This is a genomic window from Nocardia neocaledoniensis, from assembly GCF_029868625.1.
GTDB classification, from domain to species: Bacteria; Actinomycetota; Actinomycetes; order Mycobacteriales; family Mycobacteriaceae; genus Nocardia; species Nocardia neocaledoniensis_A.
The window spans coordinates 22412-40005 of the sequence record NZ_JARWOJ010000061.1 but is presented as its reverse complement, the minus strand read 5'-3'; the positions used below and the strand labels follow the sequence as shown (position 1 = coordinate 40005).

Below are 17594 nucleotides of genomic sequence, written 5' to 3'. Positions count from 1 at the left end.
GGCCACGCCCACGACAAAACCAACCAATTTTACAACCCCCAAAAACCAAACAACAAAACCCCCCCCCAAAACCAAACAAAAAAAAAAACCAAAAACACCCAAAAAACAACCCCCCCCCCCCCACCCCCGACTTTCGCCCCTCCCGCACACCCCCCCCACCCCCTCTCCGCCGTCGCGGCCGGCCCCCCCCCCCCCCCCCCCCCCCCCCCCCGCTCGTTTCGGCTACTTGGTGGCAGAGGGCAGCGAATCGTAGCTGGTCAGCGCGTCTTTCGCGGACAGCGTCGGCCCGGGGACGAGCTGACCGATGATCGACCACGGCGCGAGGCGCGGCTTGTCACCGAGGCCGAGCACCGCAGCGGTGGCGGCGTCGGGAATGCCGTAGCGAATCCCGTTGTCGGCCACGTAGAACAGCGATTCGCGCCGGAGACTGCCCGGCTCGGCGCCGGTGACCTGCACGTATTCGCCGGTGGTCGGCGGCAGGTACACCGCGTCCATCCGGTCGCCGGAGCCGTCGGCGGTCGAGAGGGTCACCGGCTTGGCCGAGTCCGGCAGCGGCAGCTTCGTTCCGGCGAGCAACGTCACTGTGGCGCGTTCGGCGGGGCCGTCGACCGACTTGCCCTGCGCGGTGGCCTCGCCCGGATTCTTGGCCCAGTTCACGCAGGCCACCGGCGCGTCCTCGGCCGACAGGATGCGCGGCTTGCGCTCGGGGAAGTCCGTGATCGGCAGGGTTTCCAGGATCGGCATCCGGTCGAGCACATCGGGTGCCAGCTCGGCGATCTCGCGCATGCCGCGCGAATCGGTGTTGCGCAGCAGGTCGGCGGTGAATTCCGAGACGCGTTGCACGCCGTCGGCGAGCACCACGTACATGGTCTCCTGACCGGCGGCCTGGACCCCGGTGACCGAGATGATGCCGCCGATCGGCACATTCGACAGTTTGCCGGGGCCGGGTTCACCCGCCCGTTCGATGGCGGGCACGGCCAGCGGCGGGGCCTGGGTGGTCGCGCCGAGCACGGCACTGCCGATCGGGCGGACGTGCTGACCGCTCAGGCCGAGGGTGCGGGTGATCACCGAATTGGCCGGGTCGATCTCGGCTCTGGTACCCCGGTACACGAGGTAGGTCTTGTCGTCGTGGCGCACGAGCAGGGCGTCGTCGGCGCCCGTGGGGCCGATCCGGTCACCGGTCTCCGGCTTGCCGACGATGGCGGTGGTGAGGCCGCCGCTGGTGCCGGCCGCGCTGCCCGCGCTGGAGAGCTGGGTGGTTTCGCAGAGGGTCCAATTCGAGCTGGAACCCTGCTTGGAGCCCGGCATCGCGGCCGGGGCGCCGGGAATGCCGAGCAGCGGGCCGCGCGGCAGCGAACCGAGTTTGTCGTCCTTCACCGATTTCGGCGCCTGCGCGTCACCGGCGATGAGCCGGGCTGAGGCGAGATTGAGCACCGGGTGGAGGGTCTTCTCCCCCTCTTTGGCCTCGACGACCACATACATGGCGCCACTCTGTTTCCCCGTGACGATCAGGGCATCGCCGATCGCGCCCTGTGGTTTCAGGAAACCGAGAATGGCCGCGCCGGCCACGATGATCAGCCCGAGCACCGCGCCCACCATCATCGACCTGCTCTGCGACCGCATCGGATCGTGCAGCATGCGCACGTCCCGACGCACGAGCGCGTGGTCGAGCCTGCGCAGCAGGAAACGATAACCATTGACCTGGGCCTTGGTCGTCAGCTGTGCCGGCACAGGGACTCCATTGCTGCGTTGATCACCATCTCGTCGGACACGGTACCGTAAATCCGGAATTGTCCTTCACCATGATTCGACGTATGCCAAGCAGGGACAACGATTTTGAACAACAGTATGAACGCCGGGCAAACCGGCGGCGACAATGCCTACGACACCTTGCGTGATCCGGAATTCTGGTTGTTCCGGATGTATCCCCTGCGTGCGTGCGTTCCGGTCGCTGTGCTCGCGGCGATCGTGGCCTGGATCGTCCTGGCGACGAGCGACTCGGTCTACGGGGCGAGCGGTGGCGCGGCGGCCGTGCTGCTGATCGGGCTGGTCCCGATCCGGCGGCGGCCACCCGCGGTGCGCGTCGGCGACTGGTTCGGGCGTCGGCTGCGTGCTCGCGCCGACACCCTGGATCGGGCGCCCGCCTTCGACGTGCCGCTGCCCGAGGGCGGCGGCTGCGGCGTGCGCTGGGACGGCGACCTGCTGCTGACCATGCTGCGGATCGACCCGCCGCCGGACGCGCTGACCCTGCTGCGCCGCGGCTCGCTCAGCGCCGACCAGTTGCTGCCGCTCACCGAGGTAGCGCGCTGCCTGGACCAATTCGATGTCGAACTGGTGAGCATCGACGTCATCTCCACCGGCGCGCGCACCGCCGGCACCGGCGCCGCCGCGCACCTCTACAACCGGATCCTCGGGCCGCTGCCCGCGATCGCGCACCGCACCTGCTGGCTGGTGCTCCGCCTCGATCCGGTCGCCAACGCGACGGCGGTGGACAAGCGCGGCGGCGGCGCGACCGGCGCGCTGCGCACGATGATCATCGCCACCCGCCGCGTCGCCAACCGGCTGGCCACCCAGGGCATCGACGCGGCGGTGCTCACCGCGACCGAGATGAACAGCGCGGTCCGCGAACTGTCCTACGGCTTCGACCCGCTGCGGCTGACCGAGTCTGCGCACGGCCTCGAGTCCGAGTTCGGCCGCAATCTCACCCATTATCAGCTCACCGCGCCGATGATCGGCACCAACGGGCTGGCCGAGATCTGGTCGCTGCCGACGCTGTCGACCACGGTCACGCTGCGTCTGCACCCGGGCGCCTGGCGCAACGGCCGCGCCGACGACAAGGCGGGCACCGTGGTGCTCAACGCCGTGGTCCGCTTCGACACGGTGGAGCCGTTCGACGAGGCGCCGATCGCCGGTCTGCGTGAGCTGCCGGGCAGCCAGCGCCGAATCCTGCTCGACACCTTGCCGATCGGCGCCGCCGACGACCTCGGCGGCCGCGACGGCTATCGCGGCTCGCTCACCGCGCTCACCGACATCGCCGTGCCGACCACCGGCTGCGGTCAGCTGATCGGCGCGGACGAGCGTGGCCAGGGCATCGCGGTGCCACTGATCGGGGCCGGCACCCGGCACGTCGACGTGATCGGCAATCTGGACCTGGCCCAGCAGGTGGTGCTGCGCGCGACCGCGCTCGGCGCGCACGCCGTCGTGCACACCTCCCGACCGCAGGCCTGGCAGTCCATGGTCGCCAATCTGGCCACCCCTCAGCTGCTCTCGATCGCGCCGCGGGGCCCCCGGCCCCCCCCCCCCGCCCCCCCCCCCCCCCCCCCCCCCCCCCCCCCCCCCCCCCCCCCCCCCCCCCCCCCCCCCCCCCCCCCCCCCCCCCCCGCGTGTCTATCGGGCGGCGGCGTCCACCGGCAGGCGCACGAGCCCGAGCAGGGCGCAGCGGCGCGTCGACGGGGCCAGCGTGCGCTGCGCGTCGGCCGCGCGGCCCGCTCGGCGCAGGGCGCTGCCGAGCAGGAAACCCGCCCGCAGCGCGGCCATCGGACGGCGTTCGGCGTCGATGCCCGCCAGCAGTGCCTCGGCCCTGGCCACGGCGCGGCGGTGCTCGTCGGCGCCGGGTTCGGCCATGAGCAGCCGGATCGCGGAGTCCTCGTCGGTCTCGTCCACCAGCGTGCCGATGGCATCGTCGCGCCGGATCTCGCGCTCACGGAGCAGGGCGGCGATCACACCGGGGTCGAGGGCGAAGCCGAGGCGCACCCGCTCGTTGTGGATGCGGGCGGCCAGCCGGGGCAGCTCGAGCCGTTCGGCGTGCGCGCCACCCTCGTCGAGCAGCTCACGCGCGCCCTCACGGTCGCCGCGCAGGGTACGCACCCTGGCTCCCACCGCGTAGGTCGCGAGCATGAAGTCGACCCCGCCGCCGCCCTCGGCCGAGAGTTCCCTGCTGCGTTCGAGCAGCTTCGCCGCTTCGTCGAGACTCCCTGTCTCATAGCGCAATTCACCGAGCAACGCGCAGGCGAGCCGCGTCGCGTGCGCGGTGGCGCCCATGGTCTCGGTGGCGTGGTCGAGGGCGCTGGTGAACAGGTCCTCCGCGCCCACGATGTCGAGTTGCTCCCTGGCGGCCAAACCGGCGAAGCAACGCCCGTACACGGCGAGGAACGGGCCGGTGGCCTCGTGATAGGGGGTGGCCCAGAGTTGCCAGCGCCGTGCCGCGTCGAAGTCGAAACGCTGGATCGCCGCGAACGTCGCGATATTGGCGGCCACGCCGGGGATGCGCGGCGGGAATGCCTCCGGCCGCGCGAGCGCGTCGGCGATCAGCCCGTCCAGGCCGGAGACCTGGTCGGCGAACATCTCGCGCACGCTGATCGCGACATCGGCCTCGGTGCGCAGCTCGGTGCGCTCGGCCTCGGTGAGATCGGCGGCGGCCATGGCGGCCTCGAAGCGGGCGAGCGCGGCGGCGGTGGCCGCCGGTTTGCGCATGAGCAACTCGACCCACACGCCGAACAGGTGGAGCCGCGGCTTGGCCCGGCACACGGAGGCGGGCAGTTTCGGCAGAATGCCCTGCAGCACCACCACATTCGAGCGCTCCAAGAGGTACCGAGCACCCTCTTCGACGAGCTCGGCAGCCCGCTCGGGCGCCTCGGCCGCCAGCGCGTGCTCGACCGCGTCGTTGAGCAGATGATGCCGCGCGAACCACTCGGCCGCCCGCAGCCGCAGCGCGGCGATCTCGTCGGGCCGGTCCCTGGTCAGCCTGCGGCACAGGTATCCGGCGAACAACTGGTGGTAGCGGTACCAATCCGGGCCGGCGGGCAGCAGGAACAGGCCGCGGTCGGCGATGTCGGCGAGCAACTCGGCGGCATCGGCGCGGCCGGTCAGCGCGGTGGCCAACCCACCGCAGATCCGTTCGCAGATCGAGGTGGTCATCAGGAAGTCGAGGGTCTCGGGGTCCAGGGCCCCGAGCACGTTCTCGGCCAGGAACGCGCCGATATCGGGGTGCGCGGCGAGGCTGTCGAGCAGGTGCGTGGGATCCTCGCCGCCGCGCAGGGCGAGCACCGTCAGTTGCAGCGCCGCGACCCAGCCGTCGGTGGCGCGGGCGAGTTCGGTGATCTCCTCGCCCGTCATGTGCACGCCACCGGCCTCGGCGAGGAACGCGCGGACCTCCTCGGTGTCGAAACGCAGTGTGGTGGCGTCGATCTCGGTGAGCTCGCCGTGGATGCGCAGCCGGCTCACGGGGAGGTCGATGCGGGTGGTGCTCGTGATGACCAGCGGCAGATGGTGGCAGCCGTGCTCGAGCAGGAAACGGACGGCGGCGACGGAGGCGGCGCCGGTGACGCGCTGCCAGTCGTCGAGGATCAACGTCACCCGCCGGTCACCGGTGTGCAGGCTGTCGACGAGAGCGGTGAGTACGGCCCGGGCCGGATCGTCGGGATCGGCGTCCAGCAGCGCGGCGAGGTGTTCGGCGAGGTCGGGCACCGCGGTCCGGACGGCTTCGACGAGGTGGGTGAGGAACCAGACCGCGTTGTCGTCGTCCTCGTCGACGGTCAGCCACGCCACCGCGGCGCCGTGGGCGACCAATTCGTCGTGCCACTGGGCGGCCAGGGTGGTCTTGCCGAATCCGCTGGGCGCGTGGATGGCGGTGAGCCGGACGCGTTCGTTGGTGCGCAGCTGTTCGAGCAGCCGCTTCCTGGCCAGGGTGGCCCTGGCCGGTGTCGGGGGCCGGTACTTGGTGGCGGGAGTCGGTGGCGCGGTGGTCCGTTCGTGCGGCCGGGGGACCGGCGCGGCGAGAACGCCGGAACGCTGGGTGCTCGGTACGCGCAGCACGTCGACGGGGGCGCCGGTACTGCGCTGGGCCGCACCGAGTTCCGCGGCCAGCTCGGCGGCGCTGGACGGCCGGTCGGCGGGGTCGGCGGCCATCGTGTGTTCGATGACCGCGCGCACCTCGTCGGGAATGTCGGCCTCGGTGAGATCGGGCGCGGGCTGCGCGGAGACCCGCAGGAACTGCGACAGCACCTGCTCGCCCACCCGGCGCTCGAAGGCGACGTGTCCGGTGAGCGCGCAGAACAGGGTGGCGCCGAGGCCGTACAAGTCGGCGGCGGCGGTCGCCGGTGCGCCGCGCAGCACTTCCGGTGCGGCGAAGGCGGGGGACCCGGTGACGATGCCGGTGGTGGTGTGGAACCCGCCCTGGATCCTGGCGATGCCGAAATCGGTGAGTTCGGGTTCGTTGTAGTCGCTGAGCAGGATGTTCGACGGCTTCACGTCGCGGTGCAGGATGCCGGCCCGGTGCGCGGTCTCGAGCGCGCCCGCCATCTTCACCCCGAGCCGCAGGGTCGCCGACCACGCCAGCGGACCCGCGCTGTGGATCCGTTGCTCGAGCGAACCGCGCGCGTGGTACGGCATCACCAGGTACGGATGGCCGCCGTGGGTGGTGCCCGCGTGGAAGACGGCGACGATGTTCGGATGTCCGGAGAGCCTGCCCATCGCCTGCTGCTCGCGCACGAACCGCTGCAGTCCGTCGGGATCGAGGTCGGCGGTGAGGACCTTGACGGCCACGATCCGATCGAGATCGGGTTGCGTGCAGCGGTACACCACGCCGAATCCGCCGCGGCCGATCTCCTCGGCATCCTCGAAGCCCTCGGCGGCCAACCCCGCCACGATCGCGGAGGTGGAGCTGCGCTGTGTGGGCGGAATGTCGGCCATGGCGGCTCGATTCGGTGGGCGTCCTCGCGGCGACGCGCTGCTGCGATCGCCTCCTGTCGAGGATAACTCCGTGGACGCTGGACAGTCCTCAGGACAGCGGCGTGTACCGGTCGGCGAGCGCGGCGGCGCGCTGTCGCAGGGCCGCACGCAGGGCGGGTGGGTCGAGCACCTCGGCGTCGCTGGCAAGTTGCCAGAGCGCCCATTCGGCGTGTCGGAAATCTTGGAAGGACAGGTCGAGCAGCAGCGAACCGTCCGCTTCGGCGGCTTCACCGTGCACGGTCACCGCCGTGCCGACGAGTTCCTCGCGCCGCGCGGGACGCACCCTGACCCGCACGGCGAGCTGGTCGCCGCCGGCCCGGAACCGGGTGCCGCGCTCCTGCCAGGCACGATCCAGATCCACGCGGTCCGGCCGCTGCGCGGGCTCGTCGAGTGCCTCGGCGGCCTGGACCCGGGTCAGCAGGTAGGTGCGATCCGCGCCGGAACGGGTGGCCAGCAGGTAGCCGCGATCGCGGACGACGACCAGACCGATCGGGTCGACGGTGCGCCAGCGTGGACCCTGGTCGACGGGCGCGTAGTGGATGCGCAGCTTGGTCCCGGCGAAGACGGCCCGCCGGATCTCGGCCAGCACGTCGCCGGGGACCTCGTCGGTGACCACCCGACGCGACAGCAGGTCGGTCTCGGGTTCGATGAGCAGCCGCTCGGCGACATCGGCCGCGGTCTCGCGATAGCTCGCGGGCAGCGCGTCGACGACCTTGAGCATGGCCGAGGCGAGCGCCGAGCCGAGGCCGAATGCCTGTGCGCCGCGCCGTGATCCGGCGATGAGCAGGGCGAGTGCCTCGTCGTGGTTGAGCCCGGTGAGCTCGGTGCGGAACCCCGGCAGCAACGCGAAGCCGCCGTGCCTGCCGCGTTCGGCGTACACCGGCACCCCAGCTGTGGAGAGCGCCTCGATATCGCGCAGGACCGTGCGGGTGGACACCTCGAGCTCGGCGGCCAGCTCGGTCGCGGTGAGGCGACCACGCTGGCGCAGCAGCAGCACCAGCGACACCAATCGGTCGGCGCGCATGCGCGGAACTCTAGCGAAAATACCCGACACAGGATGTCGTGATTGCCGGGCAGGCTCACCGGCACGGCGTCGCGGACATCGGCCATCGGGCCGGTGGGGCGCCGGATCGAAGGGAGCCGAAGTGGCTGTGGAACGTACGGCGATCAACCCCGTGACCTGGTCGGTCGAGCTGGGATTCGACCAGGGCGAGCTGATCGCCGGGCACACCAGGACGCTGTACTGCTCGGGGCAGACCGCGATGGACGAGGAGGGCAAGCCACAGCACGACGGCGACATGGCCGCCCAGGTGGCGCTGAGCCTGGACAATGTCGAGGCCGTCCTCACCGGTGCCGGGATGTCGCTGACGAACGTCGTCCGGCTTGCGGTCTACACCACCGACGTCGACCTGCTCCTCCAGCACTACGGCGTGCTGGCGGCACGGTTGGGCGCCGCCGGTGCGGCACCGGCGATGACGATGCTCGGGGTTGCCCGGCTGGCCGTCCCCGGCCAGCTGGTCGAGCTGGAGGCGACCGCGGTCGACTGACCCCGGCGCTCAGCCGAGCGGCGCGGCACCTCGCACCCGCAGGTCGCGGGCCAGGTGGTCGCGCTGCTCGAGCACCAGTCGCCGCAATGCCGCCGGTGCGTCACGATTCTCGGCGAGCCACGCGTCCACGGGCGCGAGCGACTCGCTCGCGGGGAACAAGCCGACCACCAGGCGCCGGGCGATCTCGATGCTGCGCTGATCCCAGATCGTGCGCAGCGCGGCGAAGTAGTCGGCGTCGTAGCGGGCGAGGAGATCTCGGCGCGCTCCGGCGCGGAAGCCGTCGATGATCGCGTCGAGGTGGTCGTTGGTGAGCGTGGTGTCCCCGAGTGCCGTCGTCCACGCGTCGGCCTTGACCTGGCCGTCGGGCCGGGCGGCGAGGGCACGGCGGTGGGCGGTCCGGCCCGAGGCCGTGTCGTCGCCGGCGAGCGCGGCGTCCAGGTCGGCGGCGGTGGCCGCGCCGGTGGCCGCCAGCGCGGTCCACCACAGCCAGCGCAGGTCGGGGTCGAGCGGCAGTCCGTCGGGTGCGGGGCGCTCGCCGCGCAGGATCGCGGCGATGTCGTCGGCGCGCCGGTCGTCGACCGTGGCGGCGAGCGCCGCCGCGCGCGCGAACGCGAGCTGGGCGCCCGAGCCGGGCTCGGCCGAAGACAGACCGGCCCAGCAGGATTCGAGCCATTCGCCGCGCCAGCGGTCGCGCGTCGGTTCTGGCAGGTAGTGGCCGATCGCGAAGGCGGCGTTGGCCAGCACCGCCGAGAGCAGCGCGGTGTTGGGTTCGGCGGGCGCGAAGTCACGTGCCATCGCCACATAGCGATCGGCGGCGAGTTCCCCGTCCCTGGCGGCGTTCCACAGGGCCGACCAGATCAGCCCGCGCGCGAGCGGATCGGTGACGCGATCGAGCGAGCGCTCCACGGTGGCCAGGGATTCGGCGTCGAGGCGGATCTTGGCGTAGGTGAGATCGCCGTCGTTGAGCAGCCGCAGGGGCGCGGGCGGCAGGGTGACCGGCGTCCGTTCGCCGCTGAGCTCGAGTTCCACGCGTTCGCGGCGCACCAGGTCGCCCGCGTCGTCGAAGTCGTAGAGGCCCACGTCGAGCCGGTGTGGCCGCGGCTCGGTCTGCACGATCGCCGTGCCGTCGAACGACACCGTCGACACCCCGGAGGTCCGCAACCAGGCCTCGGCCCAACCGGTGAGGTCCCGGCCCGAGGCCGCCGACAATTCGGTGAGCAGGTCGGCCAGGGTCGTGTTGCCGAACGCGTTGGTCCGGAAGTACCGGCGCACGCCGGTGAAGAACTCCGCCCGCCCCACATAGGCAACGAGCTGTTTGAGCACGCTGGCGCCCTTGGCATAGGTGATGCCGTCGAAATTGAGTTTGGCCGCTTCCAGATCGGTGATGTCGGCGACGATCGGGTGGGTGGTCGGCAGCTGGTCCTGCAGGTACGCCCACGCCTTGCGCCGGTTCGCGAACGCCGCCCAGGCGTCGGTCCACTCGGTGGCCTCGGCGCTGGCCAGCGCGCCCATGTAGTCGGCGAAGGACTCCTTGAGCCACAGGTCGTCCCACCAGACCATGGTGACGAGATCGCCGAACCACATGTGCGCCATCTCGTGCAGGATCGTGTTGGCCCTGCCCTCGTACTGGGCGGCGGTGGCCGCGCCACGGAACACGTAGGCCTCGGTGAAGGTCACCAGGCCCGGGTTCTCCATGGCGCCGAGGTTGTATTCGGGCACGAAGATCTGGTCGTACTTGCCCCACGGATACGGATAGTCGAAGTGCTCGGCGAAGAAGTCCAGCCCCTGCTTCGTGACCTCGAGGACGGTGTCGGCGTCCAGATGTCCGGCCAGCGACGCGCGGCAGAGCACACCGAGCGGGATGGTGAGATCGCCGCGGCGCCACGCGGATTCGACACGGTGGTAGGGGCCGGCGGCGATCGCGGTGATGTAGGTGGCGATGGGCAGGGTGGGGGAGAAGTCGACCGTTTGCCGCTCGTCGTGCCGGACGACGTGCGCCGCCGGCCGGTTCGACAGCACCGACCATTCGACCGGCGCGGTCACCTGAAAGGTGAACGGCGCCTTCATATCCGGCTGTTCGAAGCAGGGGAAGACCCGGCGCGCGTCGGCGGGTTCGTACTGGGTGTAGAGGTAGGTCTCGCCGTCGACGGGATCGCGGAACCGGTGCAGTCCCTCACCCGACCGGCTGTAGGCGCCGGTGGCGTGGACGACCACCACGTTCGACGCGGCGAGTCCGGGCACGGTGATCCGCGCGCCGTCGTACTCCACCGGCACCGCCCGCCCGTTCACCGTCACCGATTCGACGGCGGGGCCGAGGAAGTCGAGCCAGGTCCGCTCGCCGGTCGCGTCGAAGGTGACGGTCGTGGTGGTGGTGAAGCCGGCGCGGTCGTGGTCGCGCGCGCCGGACAGGTCGAGCTCGACGCGATAGTCGCGGACGGTGACCGCGGCCGATCGCGCGGCGGTCTCGGCACGGGTCAGATTCGCGGTGTTCACGCCTGCAGATCCTGCCAGCAGAACGGTCGCCACAGCGGAAAACCCCTCCGGCCGTGGCCGGAGGGGTTCGGGTGACGCGGGATCAGGCCGCCGGGGGATGCTTGCGCGCGCTCATCGATTCGGCCGCGAACAGCAGCACGACCGCGGCGATGACGGCGAGCACGAAGCCCCAGAAGTTGAGCTCGGTGATGGAGCCGACGCCGATGAGACTCGCGACGACACCCGCGATGAGCGCGGCCGCCATCCCGAGCACCAGGGTCATCCCCATGCTCATGTTCTCCTTACCCGGCTTGAGCATCCTGGCGAGCACGCCGACCACCGCGCCGATGATCAGGAACCCACAGATCTGAACAATCGCATTCCACATCGCTCGTACCTCCACGTAGTGCCGTGCCGGGAAGTGCCGGTTCCTACGATCATTTCGCGCCACGGCCGGGGGGAGAAGCATCGTGTCCTCGGCGTTGCCCAACCGTTGCCGACCCGACGCCGGGTCACATCGGGTAGATCGGGTGTTTGCGCGGGTTGAATTCCGGCGCGAGCGGGTGCTTGTCGCGCAGCAGCCGCAGCGCGTGCCGGATCTCGAGCCGGGTGCGCGATGGCTCGATGACGGCGTCGATGTACCCGCGTTCGGCGGCGATCCAGGGCGTGGCCACGGTCTCGTTGTACTGGTTGATCATGAATTCGCGGGCCGCCGCGCGGTGTTCCTCCGGTACCGCGGCCAGCTGGCGTTTGCCGATGAGGTCGACGGCGCTCTCGGCGCCGATCACCGCGATGCGGGCCGTCGGCCAGGCGAAACTGATGTCGGCGCCGACCTGGCGGGCCGCCATCATGCCGTAGGCGCCGCCATAGGACTTGCGGACGACGAGGTTGATGATCGGCACGGTCGCCTCGATGATCGCGCGCGGCACCCGGCCGCCCCGGATGATCACCCCGGCGTCCTCCTGGTCGAGCCCGGGCAGCACGCCCGGGGTGTCGACGACGAACACCAGCGGGATGTTGAAGGCGTCGCAGAGCCGGATGAAGTAGGTCGACTTGTCCGAGCAGGCCGCGTCGATGGATCCGCCGAGTACCAGCGGCTGATTGGCGATCACCCCGACCGGATGGCCGTCGACCCTGGCGAAGCCCGTGATCAGATTGGGCGCGAACGCCGCCCGGATCTCGTGGAATTCGCCGTCGTCGAAGATCCGCAGCAGGATCTCGTGCATGTCGTAGCCGGCGCGATCGGAGTCCGGGATGATCGCGTCGAGTTCGCGGTCGGTGGCGGTGATCTCCGGTTCCAGGCCGGGATTGACGATCAGCGGCGGCTCGAGGCAGTTCGTCGGCAGGTAGCTCAGATAGGCCCTGGCCCACGCGTAGGCGTCCTGTTCGGTCTCGGCGACGTGGTGCAGGGTGCCGCGCTCGGCCTGTACCCGCGCGCCGCCGAGCTGTTCGGCCGTGATGTCCTCGCCGTTGACCGCCTTGATCACCTCGGGCCCGGTGACGAACATGTACGAATCCTCGGTGCCGATGAGCACATCGGTGTTGATCGGCCCGTACACCGACCCCGCCGCGCACTTGCCCAGGATGATCGAGACCTGGGGGACGTAGCCGGACAGCTTCTCCAGCACCCGGGAGATGTCGCCGAAGGAGGCGATCGACCCGACCGCGTCCTGGATCCGCGCGCCGCCGGAATCGTTGATGGTCACCACGGGGCAGCCGCTGTCGAACGCCAGCTTCAAGGCCCGCATGAACTTTCGCGCCGAAGTGACGCCGACGGATCCGCCGTAGACCGTCTGATCATGCGCGATCACCACGACCGGACGGCCACCGATCAGGCCGCGGCCGGTGACCAGGCCGTCGCCGTAGAGGGCGTCGGGCTGATCGGGCTGGCGGGCCAGGGCCCCGGTCTCGATGAAGGTGCCGGGGTCGAGCAGCATGGCCAGGCGCTCGCGCACACTGGGTACGCCCTTCTTCTGCCGCTTGGCGACACCGGCCGCGCCCGCGGGTTCCGCCGCGATCGCCAGAATGTCGACCAGTTCCTCCAGCTTCGCCTTGGTACCCACCACGCCCGCTGCCACCTTCCTGCTGTGCCTGCCGGTGACGGTAGGCGGAATCGGTGCGGCGCACGCCGAACCGAAGGGCGCCAGGGACAGGTCACAGCGGGAGCGCCGAACCTTCGCGTACTCCGAACAAGATCGACAGCTTGCGCGCTACCGGTCCGCGCGGGTACGTCGCTCGCCCGCGTCGCGGTAGTACTCCTCGAGCCGGGCCCGGACCGCCGCGCGGGCGCGGTGCAGGATCACCCGCTGATTGCCCGCGGAGATGCCGAGCAGCTCGCAGACCTCTTCGGCGGTACAGCCTTCCGCGTCGCGCAGGGTGAGGACGACGCGGCCGCGGGCGGGGAGTTCGGCCATGGCCAGGGCGATCACCGCGCCGATCTCACCGCGTTCGGCGGAGTCCTCGGGTTCGGACCAGCGCTGAGGCTGCTCGCCGGGCCGCCAGTGCCCCGGATACGGGTCGTGCGCGGGGCGGAAGCGGCGGGGATCGACGGTGGGGCCGCTGTCCTCGGGCAGCAGGCTGCCGAAGGGGATCGTCCGATGTTCCCTGATGCCACGCTTTTTCGCGGTGTTGACCAGGATGCGGAACACCCAGGTCTTGACCGAGGACCGGCCCTCGAAGCCGTCGATGCCACGCACGACCGCCAGCCAGGTGTCCTGCACGACCTCCTCGGCCGAGGCGGGCGTGGAGACGAACGACCGCGCCAGCCGCAGCATCGATCCCGACCAGGCGGTGAGGACCAGGGCGAACGCCGATTCGTCTCCGCCGCGCAGCCGTCGCACCAGCTCGTCGTCGGAGGGGAGTGCGGACCGGCCGTCCACGCGATGTCCTCGCTCTCGTCCCGGCGGGGTGCTGACGGCTCACTGTAGCGCCCGGACGCGGGCGGTTCTCAGGCGCGACCGACGCCGAGCGCCCCGGCGAACCGCGTCAGCAGCCGCGACAGCCTGGCCGGCACGGAGTCCGGGCCGGGGATGCCGATCGGCCGCACGCGACCGTTGTGGATGGCGTCGATCTTCCAGCCGTGCGCGGTGCGGACCGCCACGATGGTCTGCCGGGACAGCCGTCGCCGCGGCAGCCGTGACCGCCACGGCATCAGCACCGAACCGGTGCCGTGCAGGATCGCCACGCCGGGTGCGAGATGACGCACCGATTCCAGGTCGCCGACCAGCGCCGAGCCGCTCAGCACGCCGCGGAAGAGCTGGTCGTGGTTGTGCTGGTGCGCGGGCCTGCCCCTGGCGACGCTGCCGTCGTAGGAGACGTAGTCGGAGTCCGCGGTGAACAGCGCGCCGAACGCGGCGGCGTCCCCGGCGGACCAGGCGTGCAGGAAGTCGCGGAAGAGCGCGGCGAGGGCGAGATCGTCGGCGGGAGTCGCCGGGGCGGCGACGACCTGTGGCGCGGTGGAGGTGGCGCGGACGGGGCTGACGGCGGTGGTGCGCATGGTGACGTCCTTCTCGGGCTACGATGATTTCGACCAACGAACATTACGATAACCGAAAGATTCGAATGTCGAAAGATGTAGATCTCGACGAGGTCCTCGTGGGCATCCGGCTGCTGCAGCAGAGCTTCGACGCCTTCGACGAGGCCGCGGCAGCGCGCCTCGGCCTGAATCGCACCGACCTGCGGTGCCTCGACATCGTGTTGGCCGCCGAGCCGCGGCCCGCCGGTCAGCTCAGCGCCGCCCTCGAGCTCAGCCCGGCGGCCACCACCACCGTGATCGACCGGTTGGAGCGCGCCGGCCTGGTCTCGCGCACCCGCGACCCGGGTGATCGCCGCCGCGTTCTCGTCGCGCCCACCGACAAGGCCCGGGCCGCCGAGGCGGAGATCTTCGCCCCGGTCGGCCGGGCGGGCGCCGAGGCTCTCGCGCGATACGGCCCGGCCGAGCTGGCTGTGATCAACGACTTCCTGGCGACCGCTCGCGCGGTCCAGCGGGACCAGATCGACCGTGTTCGCACCCTGTCCTGAAAGGCGGGATCGCCGGATAAATTTCTAGAACACGTTATAGTTTCTGACGGGTGCCACCCCAGTGCGGTCGCCCGGAAGGTGGAGGTCAGTGCGGACCAGGGATTGTTCAGCCGATGTCGTCGTCGTCGGATACGGCGGTGCGGGAGTGAGCGCGGCGCTGGCCGCGCGCGAGACCGGGGCGGACGTCCTCGCGCTCGACCGCTACCTCGGCGGCGGCGCGACCACGCTGTCCGGCGGCATCGTGTACGCGGGCGGCGGCACCTGGGTGCAGCGGGCCGCCGGCGTCGACGACGATGTCGAGAACATGCTCGCGTACCTGCGCGCCGAGGTCGGTGACGCGGTGAGCGCCGAGACCCTGCGCCGGTTCTGCGAGGAATCCCCGGCGATGATCGACTGGCTCTCCGGCCACGGCGTGCCGTTCCAGCCGTCGCTGTGCCCCTACAAGACCTCGTACCCGACCGACGACTACTACCTCTACTACTCCGGCAGCGAGAACTCCGGCGGGTACCGGGAACTCGCGACACCGCGCCAGCGCGGCCATCGCACGCACGGCCCCGGCGTCTCGGGCAAGGCGCTGTTCGGGCCGCTCGCCGCGTCGGCGGCCCGGCACGGCGTGCGCGTCCGGACCGGAACCAGGGCGACCGGTCTCGTGGTCGAGGACGGGCGGGTCACGGGGGTCGACGCCGTCACCCTCGACGGCGCGCCAGCGCTGGTGCGCCGCCGCTTCGCCGCGCTGGCCCGCGTCTCCGCCAAACCCGGTGTGTACCACCAGGGTCTGCGCGCCGCGATGGAGCTGCTGCTGGCCCGGATCGAACGCAAGCACGGCACGCGCGTGCGCGTCCACGCGAACTCCGGCGTGGTGCTCACCACGGGTGGGTTCATCGCCAACGGGGCGATGGTGGCCGAGCACGCGCCGGACTATCCGTGGTCGCAGGGTCTGCCGCTGGGCACCGCGGGCGACGACGGCAGCGGCATCACCATGGCCGCCGAGATCGGCGCGGCGACCGGCAAGATGGACGCGCTGTCGACCTGGCGGTTCATCGCGCCGCCGAGCGCGGTGTTCGGCGCGATCGCGGTGAACGCCCGCGGCGAGCGCATGATCGACGAATCCCGTTACGGCGCGGCACTGGGCGCCGCCATCGCCACGGCACCCGGTCACCGGGCGTGGCTGCTGGTCGACGCGGCACTCGAGGCGCAGGCCCGCGCGCAGATCGGGTCGCAGTCGGTGTGGTTCCAGCGGATGCAGACCGAACGGCTGCTGCGGTTCGGCCGCATCGCCGGCGGTTCCGTGGAGGACGTCGCCGCGCGCGCCGGCATCGACCGGGCCGGCCTGCGGGCCACCGTGGACGCGCACAACTCGGCCATCGCGCAGAACCGGCCCGATCCTTTCGGCAAGCCCGACGATCTGCGCCGCCCGATCGGCGCCGGTCCCGTCGCGCTGCTGGACATCTCCTTCACCGCCCGGCTCACCTACCCGATGCCCATGCTCACCCTCGGCGGCCTGCTGGTCGACGAGGACACCGGCGCCGTGCGCGCCGAGGCGGGTGGTGTCATCCCCGGGCTCTACGCCGCCGGGCGGGCGGCGGTCGGGATCTGCGCGAACTCCTATGTCAGCGGCCTGTCCCTGGCCGACTGCGTGTTCTCGGGGCGGCGCGCGGGCACCCACAGCGTCAAGCTCGGCTGAACCGGCACCGGTGATTCCCGGCGGCCGGCCCCGTCATAGCGGGTAGACCGGCCGCCTGGTCCGGTCGAAGGGAGAGCTGACGATGCCCACTGTCCGGTCGAAGGACGGCACCACCCTCGCCTACGACGTGCTCGGCGCGGGTCCCGCGCTGGTGCCGATCACCGGCGCGACCTGTTTCCGGCGGTTCCGGCCGGTCGCCGCCGACGCCGCGGTGTTCGCCACCGCGTTCACCGTCTACCACTGGGATCGGCGCGGCCGCGGCGACAGCGGCGACACCGCGCCCTGGTCGGTGCAGCGCGAGGTCGACGACATCGAGGCGATCATCGACGCCGCGGGCGGGCACGCGATCCTCTACGGTCACTCCTCCGGCGCCGCCCTGGCGCTGGAAGCCGCGGCCCGGCTGCCGCACAAGGTCGACGCGGTCGTCGTCTACGACGCCTCCTACGTGCACGACGCGGCCGAGCGCGATTCCTACGCCCGCCTGGCGACGCGGGTGGCGGCGCTGCTGGACGAGGGCGCGAACGGCCGGGCGCTGAAGGCCTTCCTGCGCGGTATCGGCATGCCGCGCGCCTTCGTCACCCTGCTGCCCCTGGTGCCGGGCTGGCGCACGATGAAGGCGCTCGCCCCGACCCTGTGCTACGACATCGCCCTCACCGAGGACCTCCCGCCGGTGCACCGCTTCACCGGAATCGACCTGCCCGTGCGGGTACTCGTGGGGGAGAAGAACCCGCCTGGCCTGGACGAGGTCGCGCGGATGCTGGCCGAAGCCATCCCCGGCGCGACCTACCGTTCGGTCCCCGGCCAGAACCATCTGGTCAGCGCGAAGGTGCTGCTGCCGATGCTCACCGAAACGGCGGCGAAGCACGCTCCGCGCCGATAGCCCCGGCGCTACCCCAGATACAGCACGGCGAGACCGCCGAACACGGCTGTCGTCCAGAAACCACACGCCAGCACGAGCCAGCGCGGAGCCTTGGCGACTTCCATGTAGGAGCCGATGACCAGCATGACCTTGCCCGCTGTGAGCGCGAGGATCACCGCGGCGCCCGCGGTCGTCACGGTGGTGCGCTCCGACCACGAGGCGACCGTGGCCGCGACCAGCACCAGCCACACCACGGCGACGTGCGAGATCTGTTTCCGCACAA

General features: G+C 71.3%; 13 protein-coding genes and 1 pseudogene. 5 read left to right on the top strand and 9 right to left on the bottom strand.

What is annotated here, in order from left to right; genetic code table 11:
• Positions 1 to 222 precede the first annotated feature (222 nt).
• A complete protein-coding gene (gene eccB, locus QH270_RS03855; protein WP_280338926.1) occupies positions 223 to 1731 on the bottom strand; it encodes a type VII secretion protein EccB in 1509 nt (502 codons plus the stop codon).
• Between the two features lie 117 nt (positions 1732 to 1848).
• Between eccB and eccE the strand changes: the two are divergent.
• Positions 1849 to 2913: pseudogene (gene eccE / locus QH270_RS03850) on the top strand (type VII secretion protein EccE); the annotation flags it as partial.
• A gap of 474 nt (positions 2914 to 3387) precedes the next feature.
• Here eccE and QH270_RS03845 read toward each other — a convergent pair.
• Entirely contained in the window at positions 3388 to 6690 is a 3303-nt protein-coding gene (locus tag QH270_RS03845) for a serine/threonine-protein kinase (RefSeq protein ID WP_280338925.1), read from the bottom strand.
• A gap of 88 nt (positions 6691 to 6778) precedes the next feature.
• Entirely contained in the window at positions 6779 to 7753 is a 975-nt protein-coding gene (locus QH270_RS03840; protein WP_280338924.1) for a helix-turn-helix transcriptional regulator, read from the bottom strand.
• A 127-nt stretch (positions 7754 to 7880) separates the two neighbouring features.
• Between QH270_RS03840 and QH270_RS03835 the strand changes: the two genes are divergently transcribed.
• Positions 7881 to 8276 (top strand): RidA family protein, encoded by a 396-nt coding sequence (locus QH270_RS03835; RefSeq protein WP_280338928.1) that lies wholly within the window; start codon positions 7881 to 7883, stop codon positions 8274 to 8276.
• A gap of 9 nt (positions 8277 to 8285) precedes the next feature.
• On the opposite strand, the gene pepN is transcribed toward QH270_RS03835, so the two are convergent.
• From pepN to QH270_RS03810, 5 genes are all read right to left on the bottom strand, one after another.
• Positions 8286 to 10769, bottom strand: a complete 2484-nt coding sequence (gene pepN / locus QH270_RS03830) for an aminopeptidase N (RefSeq protein ID WP_280338923.1) — start codon at positions 10767 to 10769, stop codon at positions 8286 to 8288.
• Between the two features lie 82 nt (positions 10770 to 10851).
• Positions 10852 to 11136 (bottom strand): GlsB/YeaQ/YmgE family stress response membrane protein, encoded by a 285-nt coding sequence (locus tag QH270_RS03825; protein ID WP_280338922.1) that lies wholly within the window; start codon positions 11134 to 11136, stop codon positions 10852 to 10854.
• A gap of 124 nt (positions 11137 to 11260) precedes the next feature.
• Positions 11261 to 12814: an acyl-CoA carboxylase subunit beta gene (locus QH270_RS03820; RefSeq protein ID WP_280338921.1), complete on the bottom strand. Its 1554-nt coding sequence runs from the start codon at positions 12812 to 12814 to the stop codon at positions 11261 to 11263.
• A 144-nt stretch (positions 12815 to 12958) separates the two neighbouring features.
• Positions 12959 to 13627, bottom strand: a complete 669-nt coding sequence (locus QH270_RS03815) for an RNA polymerase sigma factor (protein ID WP_280338920.1) — start codon at positions 13625 to 13627, stop codon at positions 12959 to 12961.
• Between the two features lie 68 nt (positions 13628 to 13695).
• The gene (locus QH270_RS03810) at positions 13696 to 14244 is read right to left on the bottom strand and encodes an SgcJ/EcaC family oxidoreductase (RefSeq protein WP_280338919.1); all 549 of its coding nucleotides are present in this window, start codon (positions 14242 to 14244) and stop codon (positions 13696 to 13698) included.
• 65 nt (positions 14245 to 14309) lie between these two features.
• Between QH270_RS03810 and QH270_RS03805 the strand changes: the two genes are divergently transcribed.
• The 3 genes from QH270_RS03805 to QH270_RS03795 all read left to right on the top strand — a co-directional run bounded on the left by QH270_RS03805 (position 14310) and on the right by QH270_RS03795 (position 17332).
• Positions 14310 to 14768, top strand: coding sequence for a MarR family winged helix-turn-helix transcriptional regulator (locus QH270_RS03805; RefSeq protein WP_280338918.1), 459 nt, complete (start codon positions 14310 to 14312; stop codon positions 14766 to 14768).
• Between the two features lie 88 nt (positions 14769 to 14856).
• Entirely contained in the window at positions 14857 to 16452 is a 1596-nt protein-coding gene (locus tag QH270_RS03800; protein WP_280338917.1) for an FAD-binding protein, read from the top strand.
• Between the two features lie 82 nt (positions 16453 to 16534).
• The gene (locus QH270_RS03795) at positions 16535 to 17332 is read left to right on the top strand and encodes an alpha/beta fold hydrolase (RefSeq protein ID WP_280338916.1); all 798 of its coding nucleotides are present in this window, start codon (positions 16535 to 16537) and stop codon (positions 17330 to 17332) included.
• Positions 17333 to 17340: 8 nt separating this feature from the next.
• Here the strand turns inward: QH270_RS03795 and QH270_RS03790 are convergent, their stop codons facing one another.
• Complete coding sequence (locus QH270_RS03790; RefSeq protein ID WP_280338915.1) at positions 17341 to 17592, bottom strand: hypothetical protein; 252 nt, start codon at positions 17590 to 17592, stop codon at positions 17341 to 17343.
• Between the last annotated feature and the right edge of the window lie 2 nt (positions 17593 to 17594).

What these genes read in the sequence shown, in the direction of transcription:
- QH270_RS03845 (WP_280338925.1), bottom strand. Translation starts at nt 6,690, where the DNA reads ATGGCCGACATTCCGCCCACACAGCGCAGCTCCACCTCCGCGATCGTG.
- QH270_RS03840 (WP_280338924.1), bottom strand. Translation starts at nt 7,753, where the DNA reads ATGCGCGCCGACCGATTGGTGTCGCTGGTGCTGCTGCTGCGCCAGCGT.
- QH270_RS03825 (WP_280338922.1), bottom strand. Translation starts at nt 11,136, where the DNA reads ATGTGGAATGCGATTGTTCAGATCTGTGGGTTCCTGATCATCGGCGCG.
- QH270_RS03810 (WP_280338919.1), bottom strand. Translation starts at nt 14,244, where the DNA reads ATGCGCACCACCGCCGTCAGCCCCGTCCGCGCCACCTCCACCGCGCCA.
- QH270_RS03805 (WP_280338918.1), top strand. Translation starts at nt 14,310, where the DNA reads ATGTCGAAAGATGTAGATCTCGACGAGGTCCTCGTGGGCATCCGGCTG.
- QH270_RS03795 (WP_280338916.1), top strand. Translation starts at nt 16,535, where the DNA reads ATGCCCACTGTCCGGTCGAAGGACGGCACCACCCTCGCCTACGACGTG.